22 protein-coding genes and 2 pseudogenes are annotated in these 24580 nt (G+C 70.1%); 8 read left to right on the plus strand and 16 right to left on the minus strand.

Annotation, left to right across the window (positions count from 1 at the left end; genetic code table 11):
* Positions 1-42 precede the first annotated feature (42 nt).
* Both EDD90_RS47325 and EDD90_RS47330 read left to right on the plus strand, forming a co-directional pair.
* Positions 43-3603, plus strand: coding sequence for a choice-of-anchor D domain-containing protein (locus EDD90_RS47325; RefSeq protein ID WP_123979200.1), 3561 nt, complete (start codon positions 43-45; stop codon positions 3601-3603).
* 66 nt (positions 3604-3669) lie between these two features.
* Positions 3670-4235: pseudogene (locus EDD90_RS47330) on the plus strand (hypothetical protein); the annotation flags it as partial.
* Positions 4236-4317: 82 nt separating this feature from the next.
* Here the strand turns inward: EDD90_RS47330 and EDD90_RS47335 are convergent.
* Together EDD90_RS47335 and EDD90_RS47340 are read right to left on the minus strand one after the other, a co-directional pair.
* Positions 4318-5019, minus strand: a complete 702-nt coding sequence (locus EDD90_RS47335; RefSeq protein WP_123979201.1) for a DUF4232 domain-containing protein — start codon at positions 5017-5019, stop codon at positions 4318-4320.
* A 78-nt stretch (positions 5020-5097) separates the two neighbouring features.
* Positions 5098-5997 (minus strand): PIG-L deacetylase family protein, encoded by a 900-nt coding sequence (locus EDD90_RS47340; protein ID WP_123979202.1) that lies wholly within the window; start codon positions 5995-5997, stop codon positions 5098-5100.
* 315 nt (positions 5998-6312) lie between these two features.
* Between EDD90_RS47340 and EDD90_RS47345 the strand changes: the two genes are divergently transcribed.
* On the plus strand, positions 6313-8631 hold the full coding sequence (locus EDD90_RS47345) for a helix-turn-helix domain-containing protein (protein ID WP_123979203.1): 2319 nt from the start codon (positions 6313-6315) through the stop codon (positions 8629-8631).
* A gap of 49 nt (positions 8632-8680) precedes the next feature.
* Here EDD90_RS47345 and EDD90_RS47350 read toward each other — a convergent pair whose 3' ends face one another.
* Positions 8681-9115 (minus strand): hypothetical protein, encoded by a 435-nt coding sequence (locus tag EDD90_RS47350; RefSeq protein ID WP_123979204.1) that lies wholly within the window; start codon positions 9113-9115, stop codon positions 8681-8683.
* A gap of 127 nt (positions 9116-9242) precedes the next feature.
* On the minus strand, positions 9243-9428 hold the full coding sequence (locus EDD90_RS47355) for a hypothetical protein (RefSeq protein ID WP_123979205.1): 186 nt from the start codon (positions 9426-9428) through the stop codon (positions 9243-9245).
* Between the two features lie 152 nt (positions 9429-9580).
* Here EDD90_RS47355 and EDD90_RS47360 point away from each other — a divergent pair, with 152 nt between their 5' ends.
* The 4 genes from EDD90_RS47360 to EDD90_RS47375 all read left to right on the plus strand — a co-directional run bounded on the left by EDD90_RS47360 (position 9581) and on the right by EDD90_RS47375 (position 14736).
* The gene (locus EDD90_RS47360; protein WP_123979206.1) at positions 9581-10480 is read left to right on the plus strand and encodes an MBL fold metallo-hydrolase; all 900 of its coding nucleotides are present in this window, start codon (positions 9581-9583) and stop codon (positions 10478-10480) included.
* Between the two features lie 265 nt (positions 10481-10745).
* Entirely contained in the window at positions 10746-11606 is an 861-nt protein-coding gene (locus EDD90_RS47365) for a PaaX family transcriptional regulator C-terminal domain-containing protein (RefSeq protein ID WP_123982366.1), read from the plus strand.
* A 151-nt stretch (positions 11607-11757) separates the two neighbouring features.
* Positions 11758-13110: an alpha/beta hydrolase gene (locus tag EDD90_RS47370; RefSeq protein ID WP_123979207.1), complete on the plus strand. Its 1353-nt coding sequence runs from the start codon at positions 11758-11760 to the stop codon at positions 13108-13110.
* 57 nt (positions 13111-13167) lie between these two features.
* On the plus strand, positions 13168-14736 hold the full coding sequence (locus EDD90_RS47375) for an MFS transporter (protein ID WP_123979208.1): 1569 nt from the start codon (positions 13168-13170) through the stop codon (positions 14734-14736).
* A 147-nt stretch (positions 14737-14883) separates the two neighbouring features.
* On the opposite strand, the gene infA is transcribed toward EDD90_RS47375, so the two are convergent.
* From infA to EDD90_RS58000, 11 genes are all read right to left on the minus strand, one after another.
* Positions 14884-15108: a translation initiation factor IF-1 gene (infA, locus tag EDD90_RS47380; RefSeq protein WP_123979209.1), complete on the minus strand. Its 225-nt coding sequence runs from the start codon at positions 15106-15108 to the stop codon at positions 14884-14886.
* Positions 15105-15899, minus strand: coding sequence for a GNAT family N-acetyltransferase (locus tag EDD90_RS47385; protein WP_123979210.1), 795 nt, complete (start codon positions 15897-15899; stop codon positions 15105-15107). Before EDD90_RS47385 ends, infA begins: the two co-directional genes overlap by 4 nt.
* 309 nt (positions 15900-16208) lie before the next feature.
* On the minus strand, positions 16209-16655 hold the full coding sequence (locus EDD90_RS47390; RefSeq protein WP_123979211.1) for a hypothetical protein: 447 nt from the start codon (positions 16653-16655) through the stop codon (positions 16209-16211).
* A 175-nt stretch (positions 16656-16830) separates the two neighbouring features.
* Positions 16831-17337, minus strand: a complete 507-nt coding sequence (locus EDD90_RS47395; protein WP_123979212.1) for an NUDIX domain-containing protein — start codon at positions 17335-17337, stop codon at positions 16831-16833.
* Between the two features lie 91 nt (positions 17338-17428).
* Positions 17429-19384 carry an ABC transporter ATP-binding protein gene (locus EDD90_RS47400; RefSeq protein ID WP_123979213.1) on the minus strand — a complete coding sequence of 652 codons (1956 nt, stop codon included), beginning with the start codon at positions 19382-19384 and terminating at the stop codon, positions 17429-17431.
* A gap of 19 nt (positions 19385-19403) precedes the next feature.
* A complete protein-coding gene (locus EDD90_RS56000; RefSeq protein ID WP_185149470.1) occupies positions 19404-20294 on the minus strand; it encodes a phosphotransferase in 891 nt (296 codons plus the stop codon).
* A 563-nt stretch (positions 20295-20857) separates the two neighbouring features.
* Positions 20858-21034, minus strand: a complete 177-nt coding sequence (locus EDD90_RS56005) for a hypothetical protein (protein ID WP_185149471.1) — start codon at positions 21032-21034, stop codon at positions 20858-20860.
* Positions 21035-21244: 210 nt separating this feature from the next.
* Complete coding sequence (locus EDD90_RS47415) at positions 21245-21529, minus strand: hypothetical protein (protein ID WP_123979216.1); 285 nt, start codon at positions 21527-21529, stop codon at positions 21245-21247.
* A gap of 498 nt (positions 21530-22027) precedes the next feature.
* Positions 22028-22228 (minus strand): hypothetical protein, encoded by a 201-nt coding sequence (locus tag EDD90_RS47430; RefSeq protein WP_123979217.1) that lies wholly within the window; start codon positions 22226-22228, stop codon positions 22028-22030.
* Positions 22229-22688: 460 nt separating this feature from the next.
* Entirely contained in the window at positions 22689-22760 is a 72-nt protein-coding gene (locus tag EDD90_RS59235) for an SHOCT domain-containing protein (RefSeq protein ID WP_398928772.1), read from the minus strand.
* A complete protein-coding gene (locus EDD90_RS58000; RefSeq protein ID WP_260328541.1) occupies positions 22739-22984 on the minus strand; it encodes a hypothetical protein in 246 nt (81 codons plus the stop codon). The genes EDD90_RS59235 and EDD90_RS58000 overlap by 22 nt, the downstream gene beginning before the upstream one ends.
* 266 nt (positions 22985-23250) lie before the next feature.
* Here EDD90_RS58000 and EDD90_RS59240 point away from each other — a divergent pair.
* Positions 23251-23430: pseudogene (locus EDD90_RS59240) on the plus strand (transposase); the annotation flags it as partial.
* 58 nt (positions 23431-23488) lie between these two features.
* Here the strand turns inward: EDD90_RS59240 and EDD90_RS47450 are convergent.
* On the minus strand, positions 23489-24454 hold the full coding sequence (locus EDD90_RS47450) for a DUF1152 domain-containing protein (RefSeq protein ID WP_123979219.1): 966 nt from the start codon (positions 24452-24454) through the stop codon (positions 23489-23491).
* Positions 24455-24580 lie beyond the last annotated feature (126 nt).

A 24580-nucleotide genomic window follows, 5' to 3' on the forward strand; every position in this document is an offset into this window, starting at 1 on the left:
CGACGGACTAATTCCGGCATTTCATGACGTAAGGAGTGGTACGTGCTCCATTCCATCCGAGATCTGAGACGCTCCCTCGTCTGGGCGGTCAGCACCGCGATGCTGGCCGCCGTAGGCGTCTTCGCTCTGGCCGTCCAACCGGCGTGGGCGGCGGCCGCCGCCACCGGCGGCAGCGGCGCGAGCCTTCCGTACGTCGAGGTGCAGGCGGAGAACTCCGCCACCAACGGCTCGACCATCGGCCCGAGTTACACCCAGGGCCAGCTTGCCGACGAGGCGTCGTACCGCAAGGCGACGACGCTCCAGGGCACCGGCGAGTACGTCACGTTCACCACGCCGGTGGCGACCAACTCGATCAACTTCCGGTACAGCATCCCCGACACGTCGGGCGGCTCGGTCTACACAGCCGCGCTGTCCCTCTACATCGACGGCGTCAAGCAGCCCGACTTCACCCTGACCAACGCCTACAGCTGGTACTACGCCAGCTACCCCTTCACCAACACCCCGGGCAGCAACCCGCACCACTTCTTCGACGAGGCCCACCGTCTGTTCTCCACCACCTATCCGGCGGGCACGACCTTCAAGCTGCAGATCGACTCGGGGGACGCCGCCTCCTCGTACACGATCGACTTCGCCGACTTCGAGCAGGTCGGCGCCGCGCTGACCGCGCCATCCGGGTCGGTTTCGGTGACCAGCAAGGGCGCCGACCCGACCGGTGCGACCGATGCGACCAGCGCGTTCAACGCCGCGATCAGCGCGGCCGGACCCGGCGGCACCGTGTGGATCCCGCCGGGCACCTACAACATCCCCGGCCACATCAGCGTCAACGGCGTCACGATCGCCGGCGCCGGCATGTGGTACTCGACCGTCACCGGCACCGCACCCGGCTTCTACGGCAACTCCGCACCCTCGCCGAGCACCGGCGTGCACCTGCAGAACTTCGCGATCTTCGGCGATGTACAGGAGCGCAACGACAGCGCCCAGGTCAACGGCATCGGCGGCGCGATGAGCAACTCGACGGTCTCCAACCTGTGGATCGACCACATGAAGGTCGGCGCCTGGATGGACGGGCCGATGGACGGGCTGACGTTCAGCGGCATGCGCATTCGTGACACCACCGCGGACGGCATCAATTTCCACGGCGCCGTCACCAACTCGAAGGTGACCAACAGCGACATCCGCAACACCGGCGACGACGGTATCGCCACCTGGGCGGACTCCGGGATCGGCGCCGACGCGAACGACACGATCTCCAACAACACCGTGTCCCTGCAGATCCTCGCCAACGGCATCGCGATCTACGGCGGCCACGACAACACCGTCAGCGGCAACCGGGTGGTGGACTCCGGCATCACCCAGGGCGGCGGCATCCATGTGGGGCAGCGCTTCTCGTCGACGCCGGTCGGCACCACCACCATCTCCGACAACACCCTGGTCCGGGACGGCAGCCTCGACCCGAACTGGCAATTCGGCGTGGGCGCGTTGTGGTTCGACGGCAGCCAGGGCGCGATCACCGGCCCCATCAACGTGACCAACGCGCTGATCCAGCAGAGCCCGTACGAAGCCGTCCAGTGGGTCGAGGGCACCATCAGCGGCGTCAACCTCGACAACGTGACCATCGCCGGCACCGGAACCTTCGCCCTCCAGGAACAGACCGGCGGCGCCGCGAAGTTCACCAACGTCACCGCCACCGGCGTCGGGTACTCCTCGCCGGTGTACAGCTGCTCGGCCGGGAGCTTCACGGTGACCGACGGCGGCGGCAACTCCGGCATCAGTGGCACACCGTACTGCGGTGGCTGGCCGGCCCCGGTCTACCCGCCCTACCCGTCCGAAGGCGTGACGGCTACCCCCGGCGCGCTCAACTTCGGTTCGGTCCCGACCGGTTCGACCAGCGACGCACAGACCGTGACCGTCTCCAACCCGACCAAGTCCGCCGCGTCCGTCTCGTCCATCTCCACCAGCGGCGACTACTCCCAGACCAACACCTGCGGCTCGTCGATCGCGGCGAACGGATCGTGCACCGTCAGCGTGAAGTTCGCGCCGACGGCGACCGGCAGCCGTAGCGGCGCGCTGACCGTCAACGCGGGCGGGATCACCGACACGGTCACCCTCTCCGGCACCGGCGCCGCGCCGGGCCCGGTGCTGAACACCGACCCGGCGAGCCTGTCCTTCGCCGCCACGGTGGTCGGCTCCTCGGCCACCGCACAGACGGTGAAGGTGACGAACTCCGGCACCACCTCGGCGACCGTCTCCGGCGTCTCTGCGACCGGTGACTTCAGCCAGACCAACAACTGCTCCACCCTCGCGATCGGTGCGTCCTGCACGGTGACCGTCGGGTTCAAGCCCACCACGGGCGGCTCCCGCACCGGCAACCTGACCGTCACCAGCAACGCCAACAACAACCCGACCGTCGTCACCCTCGCCGGCAGCGGCATCGACAGCACCACCGACATCGCCGCCGGACGGCCGGCGTCGGCAAGTTCGAGCAACAGCCCGTACGTCGCCTCGAACCTCACCGACCCGGACGCCTCGACGTACTGGGAGAGCACGAACGGTTCGTTCCCGCAGTGGGCCCAGGTCGACCTCGGCCAGAACTACAGCGTCGGCAAGGTCGTGCTCAAGCTCCCGCCGGCGACGACCTGGTCGGCCCGCACCCAGACGCTGTCGGTGCAGGGATCCACGGACGGCTCCAGCTTCTCCACGATCAAGGCGTCGGCCGGGTACACCTTCGACCCGAACGCCAACGGCAACACGGTGACCATCACCTTCAGCGCCGCCACGGCGCGCTACGTGCGGGTGAACATCACCGCCAACACCGGTTGGAACGCGGCCCAGTTGTCGGACTTCGAGGTGTTCCCCAGCGTCGGCGGCTCCTCGCCGGCGACCTTGTCGGCCAGCCCGACGTCGCTGTCGTATCCCACCCAGGCGCTCAACACCGCCAGCAGTGCGCAGACGGTCACGGTGACCAACACCGGTACCGCGGCCGCGACCGTCTCCGGCATCTCCGTCACCGGTGACTTCTCGCAGTCCAACACCTGCGGGACGTCGATCGCGGCAGGGGCCTCCTGCACGGTCGCCGTCACGTTCACGCCCACCGCCTCCGGCACCCGCACCGGCGATCTCAGCATCGCCGGCAACGCGTCGAACGGCACGACCACGGTCGCGCTGACCGGCACCGGGGCCGGCACGGTCAGCAGGAACCTGGCGGCCGGTGCGGCCACCACCGAGTCCAGCCACACCGACGTGTACCCGTCGTCGAACGTGACGGACGGGAACCAGGGCACCTACTGGGAGAGCGCCAACAACGCCTTCCCGCAGTGGGTCCAGGTCGACCTCGGTTCCGCGCAGGGCGCCAGCCGCGTCGTCCTCCAGCTCCCCGCGACCTGGGGCGCCCGCAACCAGACGCTGTCCCTGTCGGGCAGCACCGACGGCTCCTCCTTCACCACCATCAAGTCGTCGGCCATCTACACCTTCGACCCCACCACGAACAACACGGTCACCATCACGTTCACCGCGACCACCCAGCGGTACTTCCGGGTGAACATCACGGCGAACGACGGCTGGCCGGCCGGGCAGGTCTCGGAGTTCCAGGTCTGGAGCACCTGATCCGAACTCATGGTGCCGCCGGGCGCGTTCGCGCTCGGCGGCACCGACCACCGAAGAGGAGTCCAGATGGGTGTCACACGAAGAGTCTTCTCACGGGCCGCGATCGCGGCCACCGCGGTCGGAACCGCGGGAGTCACCGAGACCGTACTCGCCCAGACCGCGTCGGCGGCCAGTTCGCCGGACGACGTGGTCGGCAGGATCAGCGTCGGCTACCAGGGCTGGTTCGCCCGCATCGGCGACAGCGCGCCCATCGACGGCTGATGGCACCGGAGCCAGAACTGGAGCCAGTTGCCCTCCTCGTCCAACACCGCCATCAAATGCTGGCCCGACGTGCGTGACTACACCAACACGTACCAGACGTCGTACCCGGCCCTCGGCAACGGCCGCCCCGCCACCCTGTTCTGCGGGCCGGGGTGCAGGGCATCCACATCTCGATGTTCGACGAGTTCAACGAGGGCAACCAGATCGCCAAGACCGCCGAGACCCAGGACTGGGTGCCCACCGACTCCGGGTTCCTCGCCCTCGACGAGGACGGCACCGCCTGCTCCGCCGACTACTATCTGCGCCTGACCGGCGACGGCGGCCGCATGCTCAAGGGCCAGATCGTGCTCACCGCCACCCGCCCCACCCAGCGCACCTTCACCGCCAACAACGGCTGGCCGGCCGGACAGGTCTCGGAGTTCCAGGTCTTCGGGGCGTGATGCCCGGCGTGGCTCAGAAGTCGTCCGCTCCGTTGCGGAGTTCGGGGGTCCAGTAGCCGGTGAGGGCCTTCGCCGGGTCGACGGCGACGCCGCCGCTGCCCGGCGCGGTGACGGCGATGACCGTGGAGTCACCCTCCAGCATGACGGAGAACGCCGACACGGGTTCGTTGTCCTCGTCGACCCCGCCGTCCGACAGCTTCACCAGGGCATAGGCGGGCGCTCCCGCCGTGAGGACGACCGGCGCGGCCGGCTTGCTCTTGGCGACGGCGGGGACGTCCTGCTTGTGGCTCTCCAGGAACTGGATGTGCGGCGCACCGGCAAGCCGGCAGGAGTGTCCGGAGGTGTTCTTCGCCGTGAGGACGATATGGGTGTGGGGAGGGCCGTCCTGCGGGGCGGCCGTGACGGTGACGTCCCGCGCGGTGCAGACCCGGGTGGTGGCGGACGCCTGCCCGCCGGTCGAGCCCGCGGCGTCGCCGGCAGTGCCGTCCGCGGGGCTCTTGGACGCCGTCGAGTGCGCCGGACCGGTCGAGTCCGTCGCGCCCGACGCATCGGCCTGTCCGCCGTCCGCCGTCTTCCCGTCCGCCGAAGAGCTCGCCGAAGAGGCGGCCGCGGAAGCCGACTTGACGGGTGCACCGCTCTGACAGGCGGTCAGGGACAGGGCAAGGGCCGTGCCCGCGGTGGCGAGCAGCAGGGAGCGGTGACGCATGAGGTTCATGGAGAGTTTCCCGTGAGTGGTGCGGGGCCGCGGCGGGTGCCGTCGGCCGAGGTCGTTCCGGTGGAGTGGTGCGGTTGGTCAGTTGCCCGTGCCCGGCCGGTAGTCGGACGGCAGGGTGTACACGAACTCGCGCGGATCCGCGTGCGCGGGCTCCAGCAGCTCGGGGACGCTGTGATAGCCGAGGGCGTACAGGTTCCGGCTGGGGTCCCACGTGTTGTAGGCGTAGATCGCGTTGCGCTTGATGTCCATGTGGGCGCTGGGGATGTCGAGCACGTAGGCCGCGCCGTCCGCGCGCTGCTCCCAGGGGCGCCGGTAGGCGTAGACGTGGTTGAAGCGCACGTCGGAGATCGTGCCGTCGTTCATCAGGCGGTAGGCCACGTCGCTGCACGCCTTGTGGGCCTCGGTGCGCTCCAGCCAGCCGGCCGTGAACTTGTGCGACGCGCCGGGGTACTGCGCGGCGAGCGCCCTGACCTTCGCTTCGATCCGGTCGACCAGCTTGTCGTAGGCGGACGTGCCGGCGGCCCCGTCGTCCACGATCTTGAAGTTGATGACCTTGTCCACGCCCACCGCCTTCGCGGACGCCATGAACTCGGCCGTCCGGCCGGCGACGATCATGGAGGTCCCGTCGGTCGGCCAGTTCAGGTTGTGCCGGCCGCCCGCGGCGCACGGGTGCGGGGTGGCCCAGGTGGTCAGGACGCACGGGTCGGCGTTCATGCGCACGGCCAGATCGGGGTTCTTGCCGTTGGTCACCAGTACGAGGAAGACGGGCCGTCCGGCCGCCTTGTGCTCCAGGATCGATCCGGCCAGGCCGATCGCGTCGTCGTCCTGGTGGGGGGAGTAGAAGATGGCGGGTCTGGCGGCGGCGGACGCGGCGGGGGCCCGGCCTGCCTGGTACGCCACGGCGCCGGCGGTCAGCGCACCCGCCGCCAGAACGCTCCGTCTGGAGATTCCGGTGGTCTGCTCGTTGCCGCTGTCCATATGAGGTTTCCCCGATTCATGATCGTCGCTCGTGGCGCGTCGGTCGTGCGCCGGTCGCGCGTCCTCGGTGGGTGTTCGTCGGCGGGTGGTCGGTGCCCGTCCCCAGTCCGCACAGGGTCCGTGGTCCGGCGGCACCGTCCGTCGAGGACCGGCCGTCCGGACTCCGTCCGTCTGGGAGGAGGCGTCCCGCGCCTGTCCTCAGTCGATCACCAACGGCCGTCGCGTCCCAGGCGGTTCCACCAGCAGAACTACGGTCCGTCATACTGCTGCCGGGGGCTCGCGTCCGGACGAGCCGGATGATCGGGGGACGTCGACGTGCGCGGTGGCACGCCTTCCACGGAGGACTTCGGGCAGCGGCTGCGCTTTCTGCGGGCTCGTGCCGGACTGAGCCAGGAGGCGCTGTCGCACGCCGCCGGGGTGAGCGTCAGGGCACTGGCCGACATGGAACGCGGGCGTACCCGGGGGCCGCAGCGCCGTACCGTCGAGGCGCTGGCCGAAGCTCTGGGACTGGACGGCGACGAGGCGTCGGGCCTGGAGGCGTCCGCCGCGCAGGGCCGCCCCCGCCCTCGCCCGGTCGAAAACCCGGCCGAAGGCCCCTCTGTGCCCGTCCCGTTGGCCCTGCCGCGTGACATCCAGGACTTCACCGCCCGTGACACGGCTCTTGCCCGGCTGCTGGACCTGGCGCAGGACGCCGGCGCGAGCCGGCCGATGGTCACCGTCGTCGCCGGACAGCCGGGACTGGGCGAGACCGCGTTCGCGGTGCACGCCGCGCACCGTCTCGCCCCGCACTTCCCCGACGGGCAGCTCGCCCTGGACCTGCACGGCATGGATACCGAGCCGACCACCCCCCGGGATGCGCTGGCCCGGCTGCTGAGCGCCATGGGAGTCACCGACGCCGCGATACCGGCCGGCACCGACGACCGGGCGAGCCTGTGGCGCTCCCTGGCCGCCGGCCGGCGGCTGCTCCTGCTGCTGGACAACGCCACCGACGAGACCCAGGTCGGCCCGCTGCTGCCCGGCGCCGGCCCGTCGCTGACCATCGTCACCAGCCGCCAGGCCCTGGCAGGTCTGACCTCCGTTCACCGCTGCGATCTGGCTCTGCTGCGGCGCGAGGAAGCGGTGGAACTGCTGACCCGCATCGTCGGCCCCGAACGGGTGCGGGCGGAAGCGCAGGCCGCACGCGACCTGGCCGACCTGTGCGGGTATCTGCCCCTCGCCGTCCGGATCGCCGGACAGCGCCTCCTCAGCCGGCCGCACGAGCGCCTGGGCAAGCTCGTCGCCCGACTCGTTGCCGAGGGCCGACGACTGGACGGCCTCCAGGCCGGAAGCCTGCAGGTGCGCGCCGCCTTCGCCCTCTCGTACCGTCAACTGTCCGCGGACTCACGGACCTTCCTGCGGCGCGCCGCACTGGCCGCCGGGGCGGACTTCAGCCCGGAGACCGGCGCGCTCCTGGCCGGGCTGTCCTACGAGAGGGCGGTCGCCTGCGCCGAGGAACTGACCGACGCCGGACTGCTCCAGAGCGATCCCACCGCCGAGCGCTACCGATTCCACGACCTGCTGAGGCTCTACGCGGCCGAACAGGTCGAGGCCGAGGACGGCCCCGAGGCCCGCGCCGCGGCCCTCGACCGGACCACGGAGTGGATGCTGCGCCGGGCCACCGCCGCCGCGCTGCACTTCGACATCGAACACGACCGGACGGCGCCGTCCGGCGACCCGGACCCGGACACCGCACCCACCGGCCGGGAGGAGGCGCGGGCCTGGCTGGAAGCCGAGCGTGCCCAGTGGCTCGCGGCGCTGCGCCGGGCCGATGACACCGGCCGGCACCGGCAGGTCCTGGACACGGCCAAGGCGATGCACTGGTTCTCCGACCGCACCCAGCACTGGGAGCAGTGGGTGGAGGTGTTCCGGCGTTCCGCCGACTCCGCCCGCGCACTCGGCAGCAGGCGGGAGGAAGCGGCCCACCTCAACTACCTCGCCTGGGCGCACAACCTCTGCGTCCACGACCCCCGGTCCGCCCTGGTGTCCGCCGACGCCGCGCTCGTGGCCGCCCGCGACAGCGAGGACGGACTCCAGGAGGGCTGGGCGCTCGGCTACGGCGCGGGCGCACTGCATCGACTGGGCCGTATGGAAGAGGCCCGGACACGACTGCGCGCGGCGGCCCGCTGCCTCGCCTCGCAGGGCTCCCCGCAGGCGAGGCTGGCCGAGCTGACGATCCTCAACTCCCTCGGCACCCTGCTGCGTCAGATCGGCCGGCCGGCGGAAGCCCTGGACATCCACCGCCGCAGCGAACAGATCTGCCGGGCGGGTGTCCCGGGCCGTACGGACGAACTGTTCGCGCTGTACCACGCGGTCGCCCGACAGCAGATCGGCAACGACCTGGCGGCCCTGGAGCGCTGGCCCGAAGCCGAGCCGCCGTTGCGGCAGGCCCTCGCCTCCTTCGAGACCGCGCAGATGCCGGCCTGGACCGAACAGGCGCGGCTCGACCTGGGCCTGGTGCTCCGCGCCATGGGCCACCCGGAGGCCCGGCAGACCCTGATCGCCGCCCGTGACGCCCTCGCCGCGCTGAGAAGCCCACGACAGGACGAAGCCGCCACCGCACTCGCCGCGCTGGATCGGACCATGACGGACAGGTGACTGCAGGGGGCTGGGCGCCGTCAGGGCCGCTGCCGCTCTGCCACCACGGTCACGGGCACAGCGGGGCGTTCTGCGAGACGTTGCAGCTCACCTGCCAGGGGCTCCACGAGCCGTTGGAGTCGCGCAGCCGGAACCAGACGTTGCCGTCACCGCCGATGGCTTCGATGGTGAAGTACGAGAGGCTCCCCCCTTGGAAATGGCCGATGGTGACCTGGCTCTGGACCCAGCCGCCCATGGACACCCAGCCGTTCCAGGAGCCGTCGGGGTAGCTCCAGTTCGTCCACACCGCGTGATCACTGCCGACGACGAACTGCTCCGTCGTCCCGTTGTCGAGCTGCGTGGACGCGATGCCGTACGCGCAGAAGTACTTCTGGCCCTTGGTCGTGCAGTAGGTCGCCGCCTGTGCCGGCGCCGCCGCGGCACCCACCCCTGCGAAAGCGGCCAGGGCCGCTACTGCCGTGAGGGCACTCCTGAATCTGCGCATGTGCATGTTCCTTTGCCGAGGGGCGTGGTCGTGTCGGGGAAGGGAGAGAACCGGCGTCCCCGGCGCCACGACGAGTCGATCACGGGCAGGTGGACGCGGACCATGCAGAACGACCGGCAGAAGTGACTCAGGGCCGTATCCGCGGCGGGTGTGTGCCTCCCGCCACGGTCAGGTCCTCGAAACGGCTCTCCTCACCGCAGGCGGCGCAGTCCGCCCGGGCGTGCAGAACGACACCGCACCGGTGTTGGAACTCCGCTGTGGCGACGCCGTCCCGGCAGTAGGTGTCGCCCCGCTCCTTGAGGGCTGCGAGCACGGTGAGCCTTCGTGTTCCACGACCGGTTCCGGGTGGCGGACGGACGAGCGGTCGAGCACTGGGACGTCAGGGTCCCGCGCTGAGAGGGCGGCGGCGACGGGCGTGGGATGCGACCGATCGCGCCCGCGTCATCCGGCGCGCAGGCTGGACGTATGGACACCATCGTGTTGGGCGAGGTGGAGATCACCCGTGTGGTGGAGCTGCCCGCCAAAGGGCGCGCCCGCGACTATGTCTTCCCCGATGTGCCCGTCGAGCACTGGCAGGAGCATCGGGACTGGCTCGCCCCCGATTTCCTGGACCCGGCCGCCGACGAGGTCCCGATGATGATCCAGACCTGGCTGGTCCGCAGCGAGGGCCGAACGATCCTGATCGACACCGGCGTCGGCAACGACCGGGAGCGCCCGGCCATGCCCTCCTTCCACCGGCTGCACACCCACTACCTCGAAGAGCTGGCCGCAGCAGATGTCCATCCGCCGGACGTGGACACGGTGATCTGCACCCACATCCACAGTGACCACGTCGGCTGGAACACCTGCCTGACGCCCGAGGGGGAGTGGCGACCGACTTTCCCGAACGCTCGGTACGTCCTCTCACGGGCGGACTTCGACTACTGGAATCCGGCCAACGGACACCGGACCCGGTCCGGCCCTCGGATGGCCAACGTCTTCGAGGACAGCGTCGCCCCCGTCCACCAGGCCGGCCGGACCGTGCTGTGGGAGGGCGACCACTACGAGATCGACGGCCGACTCCGCATCGAGCATGCCCCCGGCCACACGCCCGGTTCCTCCGTCGTATGGCTGCGGTCGGGCACTGACCGGGCGGTGTTCGCCGGGGATCTGCTGCACAGCCCACTGCAGATCGTGGAACCGGACGACTGCCCCAGTTTCGACGAGGACGAGTCCCGCGCACGGCGCAGCCGACGGCGGGTGCTGGGGGAGGCCGCGGACCGGGGCGCCGTGCTGTTCCCCGCGCATTTCCCCGGGCCGGGCGCGGCCGAAGTACGACGCGTAGGCGACCGGTTCGCGGTGAAGGAATGGGCGGCCTGGGGTTGACCGCCTGGAGTTGACCGCGTCCCGCGGGTGCATCCGCGCGGGTCGGCGGTGTGGCCGACCGCGATGCCCGCAATGGCCGACCGCGGCGCCCAGTAATGGATCATGTCCTGGCCCACACCCCGGACGGCTGTCTGCCGGAACGGCACTCCTCTCGCCTTCCGTCTCGTGACTCGACCGCCGGCATTCGTCTGCTTGACGATTGCCGTCACGGAAATGGCGTATTTTCCGGGGCAGCCGCAGCATGCGCTCGCCCCGGGCCTACGCTATGCCGGTGACCAGTGCCGATGTCGCCGCCGGGCCCGCCGCCGAAAGCGGTCCCGAGCCGCGTACCCAGTCCCTGATGCTGACCTTCTTCGGCATTCATGTGCTGGGGCGGCCCATCGCGGTGTCGTCCGGCAGTGTGATCGCTGTTCTCGGGAGGCTGGGCAGTACGGAGGAGGCGGTGCGGACCACCTTGAACCGGATGGTCAAACGCGGTCTGCTGGAGCGTCGTCGTCAGGGCCGGAAGACCTACTTCGGGCTGACGCCGCACGCCGTCCAGGTACTGACGGACGGCAGGGACCGCATCTGGCGCACCGGCGCGGTGAACCGGGACTGGGACGGTCGGTGGACGATGGTCGGCTTCTCGCTGCCCGAGGCATGGAGCCGTGAACGGCACGACCTGCGCTCCCGGCTGATCTGGGCGGGCTTCGGCCCCCTGCAGAACGGCCTGTGGGTGGCCCCGGCGCGCGTCGACGTCCGTGAGATGGTGGCGGGTCTCGGCATGGAACCGTACCTGCGCGTGTTCCGGGCGGAGGTGGAATCGCCGACCGACGTCCGTGAGGTGCTGGAGCAGGCCTTCGACCTGCCGGCCATCGGCGCACGGTACCGGGCGTTCCTGGAGCGCTGGGACCGCACCGACCCGCTGCCCGCAGCGCTCTCCGGCGACGAACTCGCGGGCCAGCTCCTGCTGCACACCGACTGGCTGGACCTGGTGCGACGTGATCCGCATCTGCCCGCCGAGCACCTTCCGGGGGACTGGCCCGCCGCCGAGGCGGAGACCGTCTTCCGTGGCCTGGCCAGCCGCTGGGAACGCCCGGCCACGCACGTGGCCGCCCGACTGCTCGACACCCTGACGCTGGACTGATCCGCACCGGGGCCCCGCGCACCCAGACGCGGAGCCGCCTGTCTCAATATTGGGCAGTATGTTGACGGCGATGAAAAAAGAGCCCTACATTCGCAGCGCTCTTACCGCTCGCTCCCTCACTCGGTCCCCCTCGACTCGCGGAGCCGCCGTCATGCCCCGACCCCGTTTCTCGACCCTCGTCGCCGTCTGCGCGACCGCCCTCGCCACCACTGTGATCGGGCCGGCGGCCGGCGCCCAAGCCACGACCGCCGACCACTACTCCGGGACGCTGTCCGACGGCGCCACCTGGATCGCGGACAAACCCGCGCAGTGGAACGGCAGCCTGCTGCTCTTCAGCCACGGCTTCGGACCGACCGTCGCTGCCGACGCCCCGTCGACCGCGGCGCGCCAGGCCCTGCTGGACGCCGGCTACGCACTCGTCGGCTCCTCCTACGACCCCAACGGCTCGATGTGGGCACTCGACTCGGCCGAACGGGATCAGTTCGCGGCGCTCACCGCCTTCCGCCGAGAGGTCGGGACACCGACCCGGGTCATCTCGGTGGGCCAGTCCATGGGCGGCCTCATCAACGCCCAGATCGCCCGTGACGGCGCAGGACGCGTCGACGGCTCACTCGGCCTGTGCGGCCTGGTCGCGGGCGGCGTCGATCTGGACAACTACCAGCTCGACGCCGAGTACACGCTGGCCACGTTCTTCGACCCTGCCGACGCCGACAACCTCGTGAACCTGGACAGCCAGGCCGACGGCGCGGCCCTCGCCGACCGGCTCACGAAGGCTGTGGAAGCGGCACAGCAGAACCCCACGGGGCGTGCCCGGATCGCCCTGGCCGCCGCCTTCCTCAACCTGACCGACTGGGCTCCGGGCCAACAGCCGCCCGCGCGTGACGACTTCGAGGGCCAGGAGAAGCAGCAGTACGCGTGGCTGGCTCAGGGCCTTCTCGGATTCATCGTCCCGGCGCGCTGGTCGGTGGAGCAGTCCGCCGGCGGCAACACATCCTGGAACAAGGGCGTCGACTACGCCGGCCTGCTGCACAAGTCCAGCCATGCCAGGCAGATCAAGGCGCTCTACCGCGACGCCGGGCTCGACCTGCGGACGGACCTGAACCGGCTCACCCGCGGCGCGGACATCTCGGCCGACCCGGCCGCGGTGGCGCATCTGAAGCGGACCTCCACGGCCGGCCAGGGACTGACCGTGCCGCTGCTCGACATCCACACCACCGCCGACCAACTCGTGCCCGTCGAGCAGGAGTCGGCCTTCGCCGGGCGGGTGCGCAGGGCCGGAGACTCCGGGCTGCTGCGACAGGCTTATGTGGCACGCCAGAACCACTGCAACTTCACCACCGCCGAAGTGGTCGCCGGGCTGCACGCCGTGGAGCACCGGCTGGACACCGGGCACTGGGACAACTCCGCCACCGCCGCCGAACTCCAGCGCAGCGCCGACGAACTGGGCCTCGACGGTGCCGCCTTCACCGACTACCGGCCGAATCCTCTCAGCGGTACCCGCTGATCCCGAAGCGTCCCCTCCCCATCCCAAGCTCGCGCGCCCCAGGAGCACCCCGTGTCAATGACGACCGAATCCTCCGCCAGAACCGCCGTCGGCCGCGGTCTGACCACCGGCACCCTGGTCGCCGGTCTCCTCGCCGTCTGCCTCGCCCAGATAGGCCTGGCCATACCGGCCACACTCAACGGGCTGTTCCAGTCCGACCTGCACCCGGTCGGCTCGCAGCTCACCTGGATCTCCGACGCCTTCCTGCTACCGGTCGCCGTACTGGAGCTGACCTTCGGCCTGCTCGGCGACCTCTTCGGCCGCAAGCGGCTGCTGATCGGCGGCGCTTCGCTGCTGGCCGTGGGCGAGCTGGTCAGCGCCACCGCCTCCGGCGTCCACCAACTCTGGGTCGGACAGGCCCTGGCAGGTCTGGGCGCCGCGAGCCTGTTCCCGACCTCGCTGGCCATCCTGGCCGCCGGCACCACCTCGCCCGCGCAACGGGCCCGGGTCATCGCGATGTGGGCAGCTCTGCTCTCCACCGGCGGGTTCCTCGCTCCGCTGCTCGGGGGCATCACCGCCACCTACGGCTCCTGGCGATGGTCCTTCGTCGTGGTCACCGCCGTAGCCGCGGCGAGTGCCGCCGTCAGCGCCCTGTTCGTCGTCAACTCCAGTGCTCCCGAAGGACGCTCACTGGACGTGGCGGGCCAACTGACCATCGGCCTGGGCCTGTTCTCGCTGCTCTACGCCATCATCCAGGGCCCCACCGACGGATGGGCCTCGCCCGCGATCGTCGTCGCCTTCGTCCTGGCGGCCGTTTTCCTCGCCGCCTTCGTCCTCGCCGAGAACCGCGCCAAGTCCCCGCTCCTCCGGCTGGACCTGTTCCGCAACCGCGCCTTCGCGGTCGCCTCGGTCGTGGCCGTGGTGGGGATGTTCGCCTTTCTGGGCACCGCCTACTCCGTCAGCATCCGGCTCGGCCCGGTGCAGGACCAGGCCCCGATGCGGACGGCCCTGGCATTCGTCCTGCTCAACGGCATCACACTGGTGATGCTGCCGCTGACGGAACGGCTGCTGAGAAGTGTGGCACCTGGGCTGCTGCTGGGCACGGGACTGCTGTTGATCGCGGCGGGCGACTACTGGGCGGCCACGCTGCCGATCACCGACACCTCCTTCACTTCGCTGATCCTGCCGCTCGGTCTGGTCGGGCTGGGCTTCGCGATCACCGTCTCGTCGATCACGGCGACGGCCGTCAACACCGTGCCGGTGCGCTTGGCCGGCATGGCGAGCGCCACCACCAACCTGCTGCGGGACTTCGGCTTCACCCTCGGCCCGGCCGTCATCGGCGCCGTGGCCCTGAGCCGCGCGGCGAGCAGCTTCTCCGACTCCCTGCACGGCTCCGCGCTGCCGCAAGCGCTGAAGGGCGCAGGCACGGCCGTACTGGAAGAGGGCGGCCCGCTCGCGGTGAACGGTGCCTCGGCGGCGTCACCCAAGCTGGCGGACCTGCATCCACTCGCCCTGGACGCCCTCGGCCACGGCTACTCGATCGGCTTCGTCGTCTGTGGCTCGGCCGCACTGTTCTCCGCACTGCTGGCCCTGGTGACGCTTCGCGGCCGAGCCGCTCCACGTGACGATTCCTCAGAGCAGCAGTAGGGAAAGAGCCGGACCGGCTGTGTCCGCAGGGCATCGATGGCTGCAGCGGCGGCCGTCGCGGTCGGGTGAGCCGGCACAGCGGCCCCGGTCGCGGAAACACCGCGACCGGGGCCTGGGCTCAGCTACCGAGGAAGGCGCCGACCGCCGCTAGTTCCGGTACCGGAACACGATCCGCCCGCGCGTCAGGTCGTACGGCGGGAGCTCCACCAGCACCCGGTCCTCCAGCATGATCTTGATGTAGTTCTTGCGGATCTTCCCGCTGATGTGCGCGAGCACCTGGTGGCCGTTCTCGAGCTGCACGGTGAACATGGCGCTGCGCAGGCACTCGACGACCCTGCCCTCGACTTCGATGACGTTCTTGTTCCTGGTCATCGCACCAGCTCCAGGTTGCTGCTCATCGGCCGGGCGCAGATGCCCTCGAGCAGCGTCGAGGCCGCCTGGTTGGACTCGTGGACTTCGGTCCAGGCCTCGGCGAACCCGGAGCGGTGCAGCGTCCCCAGCGCGTGGGCCAGCAGTGCTCGCGCGATGCCGCGGCGCTGCTCGCCGGCCCGGACCGCGACCAGCCCGATGCGCGGCCGGATCGCCGTCACCACCCGGATCAGACCGAGATAGCGGTCCGGCGCCGCGGCCACCGCGTACTTCGACGGGTCGACGATGGTGTCGCCCTCGGGGAAGGGAATTACCTCCGCGGGCATCGACTGCCACCACCCGGCGGTCGCCTCCACCTCGTCACGGATCGTGCGGTCCACCGCCCGTAGCAGACTCTCGTCCGCCTGACCGGCGGGCACGATGGTCACGCCCGAAGGCGGCAGGACCGCTTCGAGCCCTGTGACCCGCGGGTCGGTCGGCACGACGTACTCCCACTCGCGGCGCCGGACCGTGAAACCGGCCCGCCGCCAGCCGGCCGTCAACTCGACGTCGGCTTCGTCGACCACCGTGTACAGCGGCACCGGCAGTTCCGCCAGCATCGCCTCGGCGAGCCGGTCGAAGGTGGCGTCGTGCCAGGCGTCGATGCCGACGAACAGGCGTCCGTCGGACCGGTGCTCCGCGTACCCGCGGCCGACCACCAGGTCGTCATCCAGTGCATGCCATTGCCGGTCCGCGACGCGCGTGATCATCACCGCGTTCTCGCGCAGGCCGGATGAGAAAGGTTTTGTGTTCATCGGAGTCTCCCTCCAGGAGTGCCTCGATCTCAGGCGCTCCTGGCGACACCGAACGTCAGCCGCCGGACCGTGACGGGTTGAGGGAGCACCCACGGGTAACTGTGTTCACGGGGCTCACCTCCATACGACGACTTCACGGTCCGCCACGAAAGTAGCGGCAGGGCGCCGCCTCGTTCAAACCCTTTTCCCGTCGGCGGAGCGCGAGGCGGGTCGCGAACACGCGACGGGCCTTGGTAGACCGATTCGTCTGCTCGTAGTGATCGAGGCTGACATGGTGCGCCCCGCGCAATTACGTTCAGACCATTCGGTCTATGGGCCGATCGGTCTGGCATGGGGGCCAGAAGTGCGGGCTACAGGCCGACCCCGGGCAGGGCCCGTCGGATCACTTCTTCGGCGAACGCCACGTCGGCGGGTGCCGCCCCCTCGCGGCCACGGGCGGCACATGGCCGTCTCGTCGTGGATCTTCTCGCAGTCCCGTTCGTACTGCCCGCTGTCGGTTTCCGCCGCGGGGGTGAGTAGTTCGCCGCGCTCGGCGAGCACGAAGACGCGACGCAGATGGGTCAGATGGCTGTGCGGGAAGCCCGCGGAGACAGCGGGGACGGCGGGCGGATCGCCGATCTCCGGCTCCTGCCAGGTGATGCCGTCGACCGCGAGGGCCTCGGAAAGGCGCGCGAACGCGCGACGGTGGTACGCCAGTCCCTCGGCGTCGTTGCGCGCCTGGTCGTCCAGGAGCCCTACGGTGATGGAAAGTCCCATGGCCGCACAGGGTAACGATCACCGCTGACAGCGGCCGAGAGGGGACGGGAATGCGCGTACTTCTACGCGCCCCGGGCACCCGCCGCCGGGAGAAGCTCTCTCAGGGCCGGTACCCGTTCTCGCCTACCCCGTCAGGTGCCGACGCTTTCGCCGTCATCGTCGGCGGGATCCGCGATCAGCCCGGTCTCCACGGCGAGTTCGCCCGGAAGCTCCCAGGTGTTCCGTCGGGACGGGAAGTGGGGCACCAGAGGGCGGCCCCGGCGTTGGGCGCGCTGCGGTGGTGGGCGATGACCGCGCTGGTCATCGGGCCGATGGTCAGCCAGGGGAGCTGTCCAGGGTCGGTCCAGCGCAGCATGATCCCCTCGGTGAGCGGCACCGAAGCGGGGTCGCCGCGCCAGGTTCCGGCGTAGACCTGGACCCGTCCGGTCAGCCGGCCCTCGGGTCCGGTGTCCTCGACGACGGCGAACGGGGCCAGATCGGCGATGCGCAGGTCCGCCTCCTCCAGCAGCTCGCGGGCGACCGCCGCGTCAAGACTCTCCCCGGGTTCGGGATGGCCACCCGGCAGTGACCACTGCCCGGCTCTGGAGATGGGCTTGTTCGCATCCCGTAGATGCAGCAGATAGCGGTCATCGGGGTGGACCAGAAGGGCGACCACGTTGGTGTGCGGGGGCGGTTCGGCCATGCGAATGCGGGTTCTCCATGCGGGCAGGCGAGATGTGAGGAGGACCGGGGCGCCGCCGTCTTTGGCCCCGGCAGCGGCGGCGCCCCGGGTTTCAACGGGTGGTGGACAGCGCCAGGAGCTCAGCGAAGAGGCCCCCGCCGGCCGCGAGGTCGTCGTAGGCGCCCTGCTCGGCGATCCGGCCGTTCTCCAGGACGAGGATCTGGTCGGCGATCTGGCAGTTGACCAGCTGGTGGGTCACCACGATCGTGATGCAGTCACCGGCGAGGGCCTTGATCTTCTGGAGGATCGTGTGCTCGCCACGGGCGTCCATTTCCGAGGTCGGCTCGTCCAGGATCAGCAGACCTGCCTTGCGGTACAGGGCCCTGGCGCAGGCCAGCCGCTGCCACTGGCCGCCGGACAGCTCGCTGCCGCCCCACAGTTCCCGGGCGAGCAAGGTGTCCAGTCCGGCCGGGAGGTCCTCGACGGCCTCTCTCAGGCCGACCGCGTCGATCGCCTCCCAGACGAGAGCATCACCGTCTTCGTGGGGCTGGCCGAGCGTCACGTTGTCCCGTACGGACAGCGGCCACTGCGCGAAGGACTGCGGGACCAGTCCGGACATGACCCACAGGCTCTCGGGGTCGAGACCTGCCACGTCCTTGCCGTTCCAGCTGACCTTGCCCTTGTCGGTGAGGTAGATGCCGGCGAGCAGCCGGGCGAGGGTGGACTTGCCCGACCCGTTCTCGCCGACCAGGGCGACGATCTCGCCCCTGCCCGCCCGCAGCGACACCCCGTCCAGAGCCGGCTTCTCCTTTCCCGGATACCGGTAGCCGACCTCCTGCGCCCGGACCTCCTGCACCGGAGCGGAGAGGGCCGACTGGCCTCGCTTGGGGGCGCGGTCGGCGGCGAAGGCGAGGAAGGCGTCCATGTCGGCGAGGTAGAGCGAGGTGTGGAACATGGCCGCGCCGTAGATGACGACCTGGCTGAGCGCGGCGAGGCTGGTCTGCACGGCGATGACCGCGGTCCCCGCGACCGCAGGCTCGATCCTGCCCGTGGCGGCGAGCCAGGCCAGCGCGGCCCAGGTGACGACCAGGAAGATTCCCCCGATCGCCGAACTGGTCAGGACGATCCTGAGCATGCTGGGCGCGGCGGCCAGGGTACGGGCGTCGATCCGCTCGGAGATCGACCGGTACCAGAAAGTCAGGTAGCCGGTCATGGTGTTGGCGCGGATCTCGTCGGTGAACTTCACGCTGGTCGCCCAGCCGCGCAGATTGTGGCGGACGTTGCGGTCGCCCACGTTCGCATAGTGCGTCTGATAGGTGACCTTCGCATGCAGCACGGCACCGACACCGGCGGGCACGACGGCGAGCAGCAGCAGGGGCAGCAGCAGCGGATGCAGGACGGTGAGCACTCCGCTCGCGGCGACCAGACGGATGAGGGCAGCGGTCAGACGGGTGGCGTCCTGCACCATCACATGACCACGGACCGCGCCCATCTCCGCGGCCTCCTGCCGGTCCGCGCAGCCGTCCTCGGCGCGGGCGGCGGCCTCGATGCCGCACACCGCCTCCACCAGACTGCTGTCCGCCTCCGTGGTCAGCCGCGGTGTGATCCTTCCGTCCGCGTAGGAGGACAGCGCGGTCGCCGCCTTTCCGGTCATCGCGGCCAGCGCGATCACGACCAGGGCGGGCAGTGCCTGGTGGAGCCTGCCCGCGACCGGTCCTGCGGCGAGGACCTGACGCATCGCGTGCGCGGTGCCGGTCAGCTGGACGGCAGCGCTGACCCCGATGGCCAACTGGCAGCCGGCGAGCAGCATGACGGCACGGCGGTCGATGGCCCACGCGATCCTGGCGGTTCGCGCGAGCACTGCGGGCAGTTTGCCGACCATGGCCGTGAACCCGGCCTCTTCAAGCGGGTTCTTGCTGTGCTTGCCGGTGTAGTGCAACTGGGCGGGCGGCGGAGGCGGTACCCGACCAGCTCCTACTGCGTTCCCTGCCCGTGGCGGGGAGGCGGCGTTCACCGGCGTCCTCCCCGAGGCAGTCCCGTTCGGGCAACGGACAGCCTCACCACGCATGTCGGGGATGATGTCGGCCTCATACCGGTACCTCTTTCGTGAGGCGGGCCAGCACAGCATGGGCGTCTTCGGCCGTTTGGCGATGACCGGGTTCCTTGCCGTCGGCGGCCAGCCTGCGTACGGCGTGCAGGGCCGTGAGAGCGCGCAGGGCCAGCCGCTCGTCTCCGCTCAGGCCGCGGCCGTAGCCGTTGAAGAAGTCAAGGCGCAGGTGCGGTTGAGCCAGCCACGGACCGCAGGCCAGACGGGCAAAGTCCACAACGACCGGGGCGAACCCGGCTGTCTCGAAGTCACGCAGGGACAGGTGCGCCTGGGGACCTTGGACCAGGCCGCGTTCGAGGCAGCCGTGGACGAAGCCCAGTGGCAGGCCGCCGAGAACACTCAGGCGGTCCGCGAGATGCGCGACGAGCTTCTGCTCCTCCACCGACAGCCGGTCGCCGACCACGTCCAGGTGGAGGCGTGCGTCTTGGGCCAGCCGCAACACGGCCGTGTCCGCCTCCTGGCGGTTGCCGGCGGTCGCCTCGCCGGCCTGGTGCAGCTTGGCGACGAGGACCCCACTGCGCCAGTGGATCCGCCGCAGAGCGGCGACCTTCACCTGGAGGTCAGGAAGGGGAATGCCCTGCAGGTCGGTCAGGAGCAGTGCCAGGTGGGACGGGAGGGTGGCCAGCAGACGCGGCGCGCTTCCCGCTCCGAGGGCCGAGACCACGTGCCGGTGGACGAACGTCTCCTGGGTGAAGCCCTCGGACGTCCGGGCGATCTTGATGACGAAGCGTGCGTTGTCGGCAGCCCGGACAACGTGCCACGAACTTCGCAGGGTTACGTCGAGCGAGGCGTCACGTACGGGGACGAGGGCGCCCAGCGTCTTCTCGGCCCAGATGCGTACCGGTTCGGGCAGCAGGAACGGGTCAGTCATGCCCCCCACCTCGGTGTCATACGTGATCGATCCGCGCCGGCCACCGAGACGCTTGCGGCGATGTACGAGGGCCGGCCCGGGGCGCGGCGCGCCGAAGCAGGAGGGAAAGGGACAGGGGCGGGGGCGGGAACGGGATTCATGAATTCCTCCAGTGGTCGTCGAACAGCAAGGTGAGCCGGCGGTCATCCCCCAGGGACACGGCTCCGACTCGGCTGGTGTCAACAGCCGTGCATGCGCGCCGCGTTGGGGATGACTGATGATGACCGGCACAACGACCCGGCCGCCCGACTCGAACGCGCGTGTTTGAGTCGCATCTCCAGCCCCGTGATTCCGGGGCCGGCGTGGTGCCGACCGCTTGCCTGTGCGGACCCACGAGCGCGGAGAGTGGCCGAATCGCCGCGACCCGATACAGGAGTGACGCACGCGTTTCCGTACGGCGCGACCTCGGACGAAGGGGACGGACGAAGCCGGGGCCCGGCACAGCGAGATCAGCAGGTCTACCGTCCTGTCCACCGGGCCGGGCGCCGCAGCTCGGCGAGCATGGGCAGCATCTCGTGCCGCTCCTACGGGCGGTTCAAGACCTCGGTGCCGACGGCGGTCAGGGACGCGTCGACGAACGAGGTGGAACGGCGCTTCCACGCCCGCGTGCCGCCTACGTCCCCGACGAGGGAGGCGCGGACCACGTCCACATGCCATTGCCGACGGCGCCGCACGGGCCGGCCGACGACAAGCGGGCTCACCCGCAAGCTCGTTCACTGCGCATGGTCCGCTCCCAGGTGGAACGCGGGATCCTGTCCCGCAGGGACGAGGCCGCCCTTGCCCGGGATCAAGCCTCCGCCGCATGCTGTGAACTGGACCCGTTGGCAAGGGGTTCGACCATCAGTGCACACAGTCGGGTGCGATCGCGGGGCAGCTTCTCCCATTCGAGGGTCGTCGGCACCATGAGCGACTCAGGCTGCTTTGCCCCGGGCGCAGTTGGCGATCGCGAGCGACGTGGTCGTCGTCCACTGCACACGCACGCTCCATTCCGTGCCTCCGACGAACACGTTCTTCCAGTCGCGTTCCCGGGCGGTGAGACCGGGACGGGGAATGCCGTGTTCGAAGCGGTGCCGGACGAACGCGCCGTACTGCTGGGCTGCGGTGTCGATATCCACGAGACGCACGGTGGCGTCGGGCAGCGGCAGACCCGTGACTTTCTCCACATACGGCGCCGCCGCGTGGAGAAGCTCGGCCATCTGGCTGGCAAAGACGTCGTTTCCTCTGGCGCCCGGCGGCCGTCAGCCTTGTGTCGCGGTGTGCGAGTGTCCAGGTACGAGTTACGACTTGGCCGTGTGGGAAGGAGAGCGACCGGCGAGTGACAGGACCGCCGCTCGAGTCTTCACGGACCTCTTCGACCGCTACCTGGAGACAGAGGTGCGCGATCCACCGACCGAGCGCGTCACGGCTTACGTTGCCGCGCTTGTGGAGCGGTGGGGTGACGTGACTGAGGACGTGGAGGACGCTTCGCCCTGGACGGCTGGGCCGTTGATCGGCGGGGCCGGTGGCCCGCTGGTCTGCTTCGATCCTCAGCAGAATCGGCTCAGGCCGCCCTCTTGGTCAGACGGCGGTATCCAATCAGAAGCGCCGCCCCGCCGACGAAGGCGAGGAAGTGTTCCGGCTTGCGTTCGTGGCGGCGGTGAGCGTCGGGGGGAAATCCAAGGCCCTGGCCGCAGTTCCGTGACGGGCTGCGCACCTCATGCCGAGTGCTGATGCTTGTGCAGGGCTGTGCTGGCCCGGAAGCGGATTCGTCCCCAGCGATCCTTGTGTTCGTCTGTTGCGTCGTCGAAACAACAGCAATGCCGCGCCAGCCAGTGCAAGTCCTCCGGGTCGAGCCATAGAGCGATACGACCTTGTGCGGCTTCGGCTTGCGGATCCGTGGGCTGCGGCGGCTTCATGGGGCATGACTGTATGCCCAACTCTCGGCACTTCGTGGCTGGGTGAGGATCCGGGGGAGGGCGGAGGAGTTCGAACGAAGCTCGGCCGGCGACCGCGGACACAGCGGGCTGCCAGTCCGTGGGAGAGCAGGTCTCGTGACGCCGGCGGCCGAGAACGTCGTCGGCCCCGCAGGAGAAGGCTCGGCGATGACGCCGAACGCGTCCTTCTCGTAGCCGTCGCCGCCACGTTCGACGGTCGCGCCGCCACTGTCGCCCTCTCGAACGCGGCGGCTCACCAACGGAGGGAGCCACTGGCCAACGCCTATGGTTCCCTCCGCTGTGTCCAGGCCCGATACCGGCTCCGCAACCGCGCCGGCCCGTGGGCGCCAGATGTCTGTCAGCGGGTTGAGTCGGGATACATCCGGATGCTTCCGGCGCGCCACTCGGTGCTGCCGTGGATCAGAGGTGTGGGGCGGGCCTTCTACATGCGGGCGAGGATCTCCGCCTTCTTGGTCGTGAACTCTTCCTCGGTCAGGATGCCGGCGTCTCGCAATTGTGCGAGCTGCTGCAGTTGTTCGACGGCGCCGCCTGCCTGGGGGCTGACGGCTGAGCAGGCGGGGGAGGGGTGTGCCCGGGCGCAGGCACCTTGCCGAGCACCAAGTCGGTCAGCAGCGATTTGATTGCGGGCGCCGAGTCGTGCGGCACGCGGAAGTCAATGGTGTTGCCTGTCGCGACCACCACGACCTCGGTGTACATCAGGCCGTCCCGCTTCGTCACCACACTCGAGATCCTCTTCAGGAGGAACGGGCCCTGTTCGACGTCACGTTCTCCGCCGGACTGGACAAGGCGGAGCACGCGGGCGTCGCCGCCGCCTCCTGCTGCGCATTGCCTCCGCCGCCTACGGCATCGAGGTCTTTCTGCGACAGGGCCTGTTCGGGGTCTCCGCGGATGCCCTCGACCAGACCTCGACCCGCGCCGCCCGGACCGCCCGGGACATCCCCCGGAACAGCCCCGGTTCCGCCACCGACTGACGGACGCACCAGCTGACACGGGCCGACGTTGCGACGACGCAAGGCACCTGGCGCGAGGAACACGCCTGGCCTCGGGAGGGAATCTTGTACGTCCTCTACCAGGACATCGCCTGGCAACTCCTGTACCTGGAGATGGGGTTCGGCTCCGGACAGACGTGCTGGCGCCGTCTGGACCGATGGCGGAAGGCCGGCGACCACGGGTGCCGGCAGCCGTCCGGATGGGGGCGGATCCCGTGAACCGGAGGAAGACTCAGTGCGGGAATGCCCGCGGCGGACGTTGACGGGGCAGTGTGGTGCGGAACTCCTCGATCACGGAACTCACCTGCCGCATCAGCGAAGTCCGTTCCAGCAGACCGAGGTAGAGATTGCGGCGGGCCAGTCCAGGCAGGTCCACACAGAAGTACAGTGCCATCAGCGGGTTGACGAACAACTCGCCGTCCTTGGTCCTTTCCGTGAACCGGACGTCGCCGAAGTCACCGCGCACGGCGGCGGCGACTGATCCGTTCACGATGCTCGGGTGGCTCGTGGTGTGGCGCTGGGCGTGCGCCACCGCGTCGAGATAGAGCGCGCCCTCCCGCGCCGCCCCGAGCAGCGAGAACGCCCCGAGATAGGCGCCGTCCCGGTCCAGGGCGGCCAGGTTCTCCAGTACGAGCGAGTGGTTCACGCCGTGATACGCGTCCACCCCGAAGCCGATGCAGGCCACCAGTCGGTGCGGGACCTCGTCGAGCCCGCTCACGGCGGCCAGGCTTGCCATGTCCTCCTCCGGGGTGCCGAGACCGTGTTCGTCGCCGCGCATCAGGATGTCGGTCCCGCCGTCCACCAGCACGACCGCGTCGACACCGCCGAGATGTGTGATCAGCGTCCGGTAGGCCGCCCGCAGCGGACCGACCCCGATGCTGGGGAAGGCGAACACGGTCGACGGCAGATCCTGCGTCGCGAGCCACCGGGCGAGTGTCCGTTCGGGGAAGTAGTCGCCGCGCAGGGGGGTGTCGGGCCCGACGGCCGCGACGTCCTGGTCCACCCACACGTCGAGGTCCAGGCCGTACAGGTCGGCGAAGGACAGGTTGGCGAGGTGCACCTCCTTGCCCGCCGACCGCAACGCGAGTGCGAGCGGCAGCCCGGCGTACACGTCGAAGCCCCCGCCCGCACCGGCGATGAGCACCCGTCGCGCGTCGCACAGGCGGGTGAAGAACGCAGGTTCCCCCAGAGTGATCACCGCAAGACGCTAGCAGGAGAGCGAGCTGGCGGCGGGCCGATACCGGCGGTGCGGTGCTCCGCGTACCTACTGGTGCTCGGTGAGCAGCTGACTGCGCTGCAGGGCAGGGTCGACTGACGCCAGGAC

The organism is Streptomyces sp. Ag109_O5-1 (genome assembly GCF_003814875.1).
Lineage (GTDB): Bacteria > Actinomycetota > Actinomycetes > Streptomycetales > Streptomycetaceae > Streptomyces > Streptomyces sasae.

What these genes read in the sequence shown, in the direction of transcription:
- EDD90_RS47350 (WP_123979204.1), bottom strand. Translation starts at nt 9,115, where the DNA reads ATGCGCAGATTCAGGAGTGCCCTCACGGCAGTAGCGGCCCTGGCCGCT.
- EDD90_RS47395 (WP_123979212.1), bottom strand. Translation starts at nt 17,337, where the DNA reads ATGGCCGAACCGCCCCCGCACACCAACGTGGTCGCCCTTCTGGTCCAC.
- EDD90_RS47370 (WP_123979207.1), top strand. Translation starts at nt 11,758, where the DNA reads ATGCCCCGACCCCGTTTCTCGACCCTCGTCGCCGTCTGCGCGACCGCC.
- EDD90_RS47430 (WP_123979217.1), bottom strand. Translation starts at nt 22,228, where the DNA reads ATGAAGCCGCCGCAGCCCACGGATCCGCAAGCCGAAGCCGCACAAGGT.
- EDD90_RS47335 (WP_123979201.1), bottom strand. Translation starts at nt 5,019, where the DNA reads ATGAACCTCATGCGTCACCGCTCCCTGCTGCTCGCCACCGCGGGCACG.
- EDD90_RS47375 (WP_123979208.1), top strand. Translation starts at nt 13,168, where the DNA reads ATGACGACCGAATCCTCCGCCAGAACCGCCGTCGGCCGCGGTCTGACC.
- EDD90_RS47360 (WP_123979206.1), top strand. Translation starts at nt 9,581, where the DNA reads ATGGACACCATCGTGTTGGGCGAGGTGGAGATCACCCGTGTGGTGGAG.
- EDD90_RS47340 (WP_123979202.1), bottom strand. Translation starts at nt 5,997, where the DNA reads ATGGACAGCGGCAACGAGCAGACCACCGGAATCTCCAGACGGAGCGTT.
- EDD90_RS47400 (WP_123979213.1), bottom strand. Translation starts at nt 19,384, where the DNA reads ATGCGTGGTGAGGCTGTCCGTTGCCCGAACGGGACTGCCTCGGGGAGG.
- EDD90_RS47385 (WP_123979210.1), bottom strand. Translation starts at nt 15,899, where the DNA reads ATGAACACAAAACCTTTCTCATCCGGCCTGCGCGAGAACGCGGTGATG.
- EDD90_RS47365 (WP_123982366.1), top strand. Translation starts at nt 10,746, where the DNA reads ATGCCGGTGACCAGTGCCGATGTCGCCGCCGGGCCCGCCGCCGAAAGC.
- infA (WP_123979209.1), bottom strand. Translation starts at nt 15,108, where the DNA reads ATGACCAGGAACAAGAACGTCATCGAAGTCGAGGGCAGGGTCGTCGAG.
- EDD90_RS47390 (WP_123979211.1), bottom strand. Translation starts at nt 16,655, where the DNA reads ATGGGACTTTCCATCACCGTAGGGCTCCTGGACGACCAGGCGCGCAAC.
- EDD90_RS56000 (WP_185149470.1), bottom strand. Translation starts at nt 20,294, where the DNA reads ATGACTGACCCGTTCCTGCTGCCCGAACCGGTACGCATCTGGGCCGAG.
- EDD90_RS47415 (WP_123979216.1), bottom strand. Translation starts at nt 21,529, where the DNA reads ATGGCCGAGCTTCTCCACGCGGCGGCGCCGTATGTGGAGAAAGTCACG.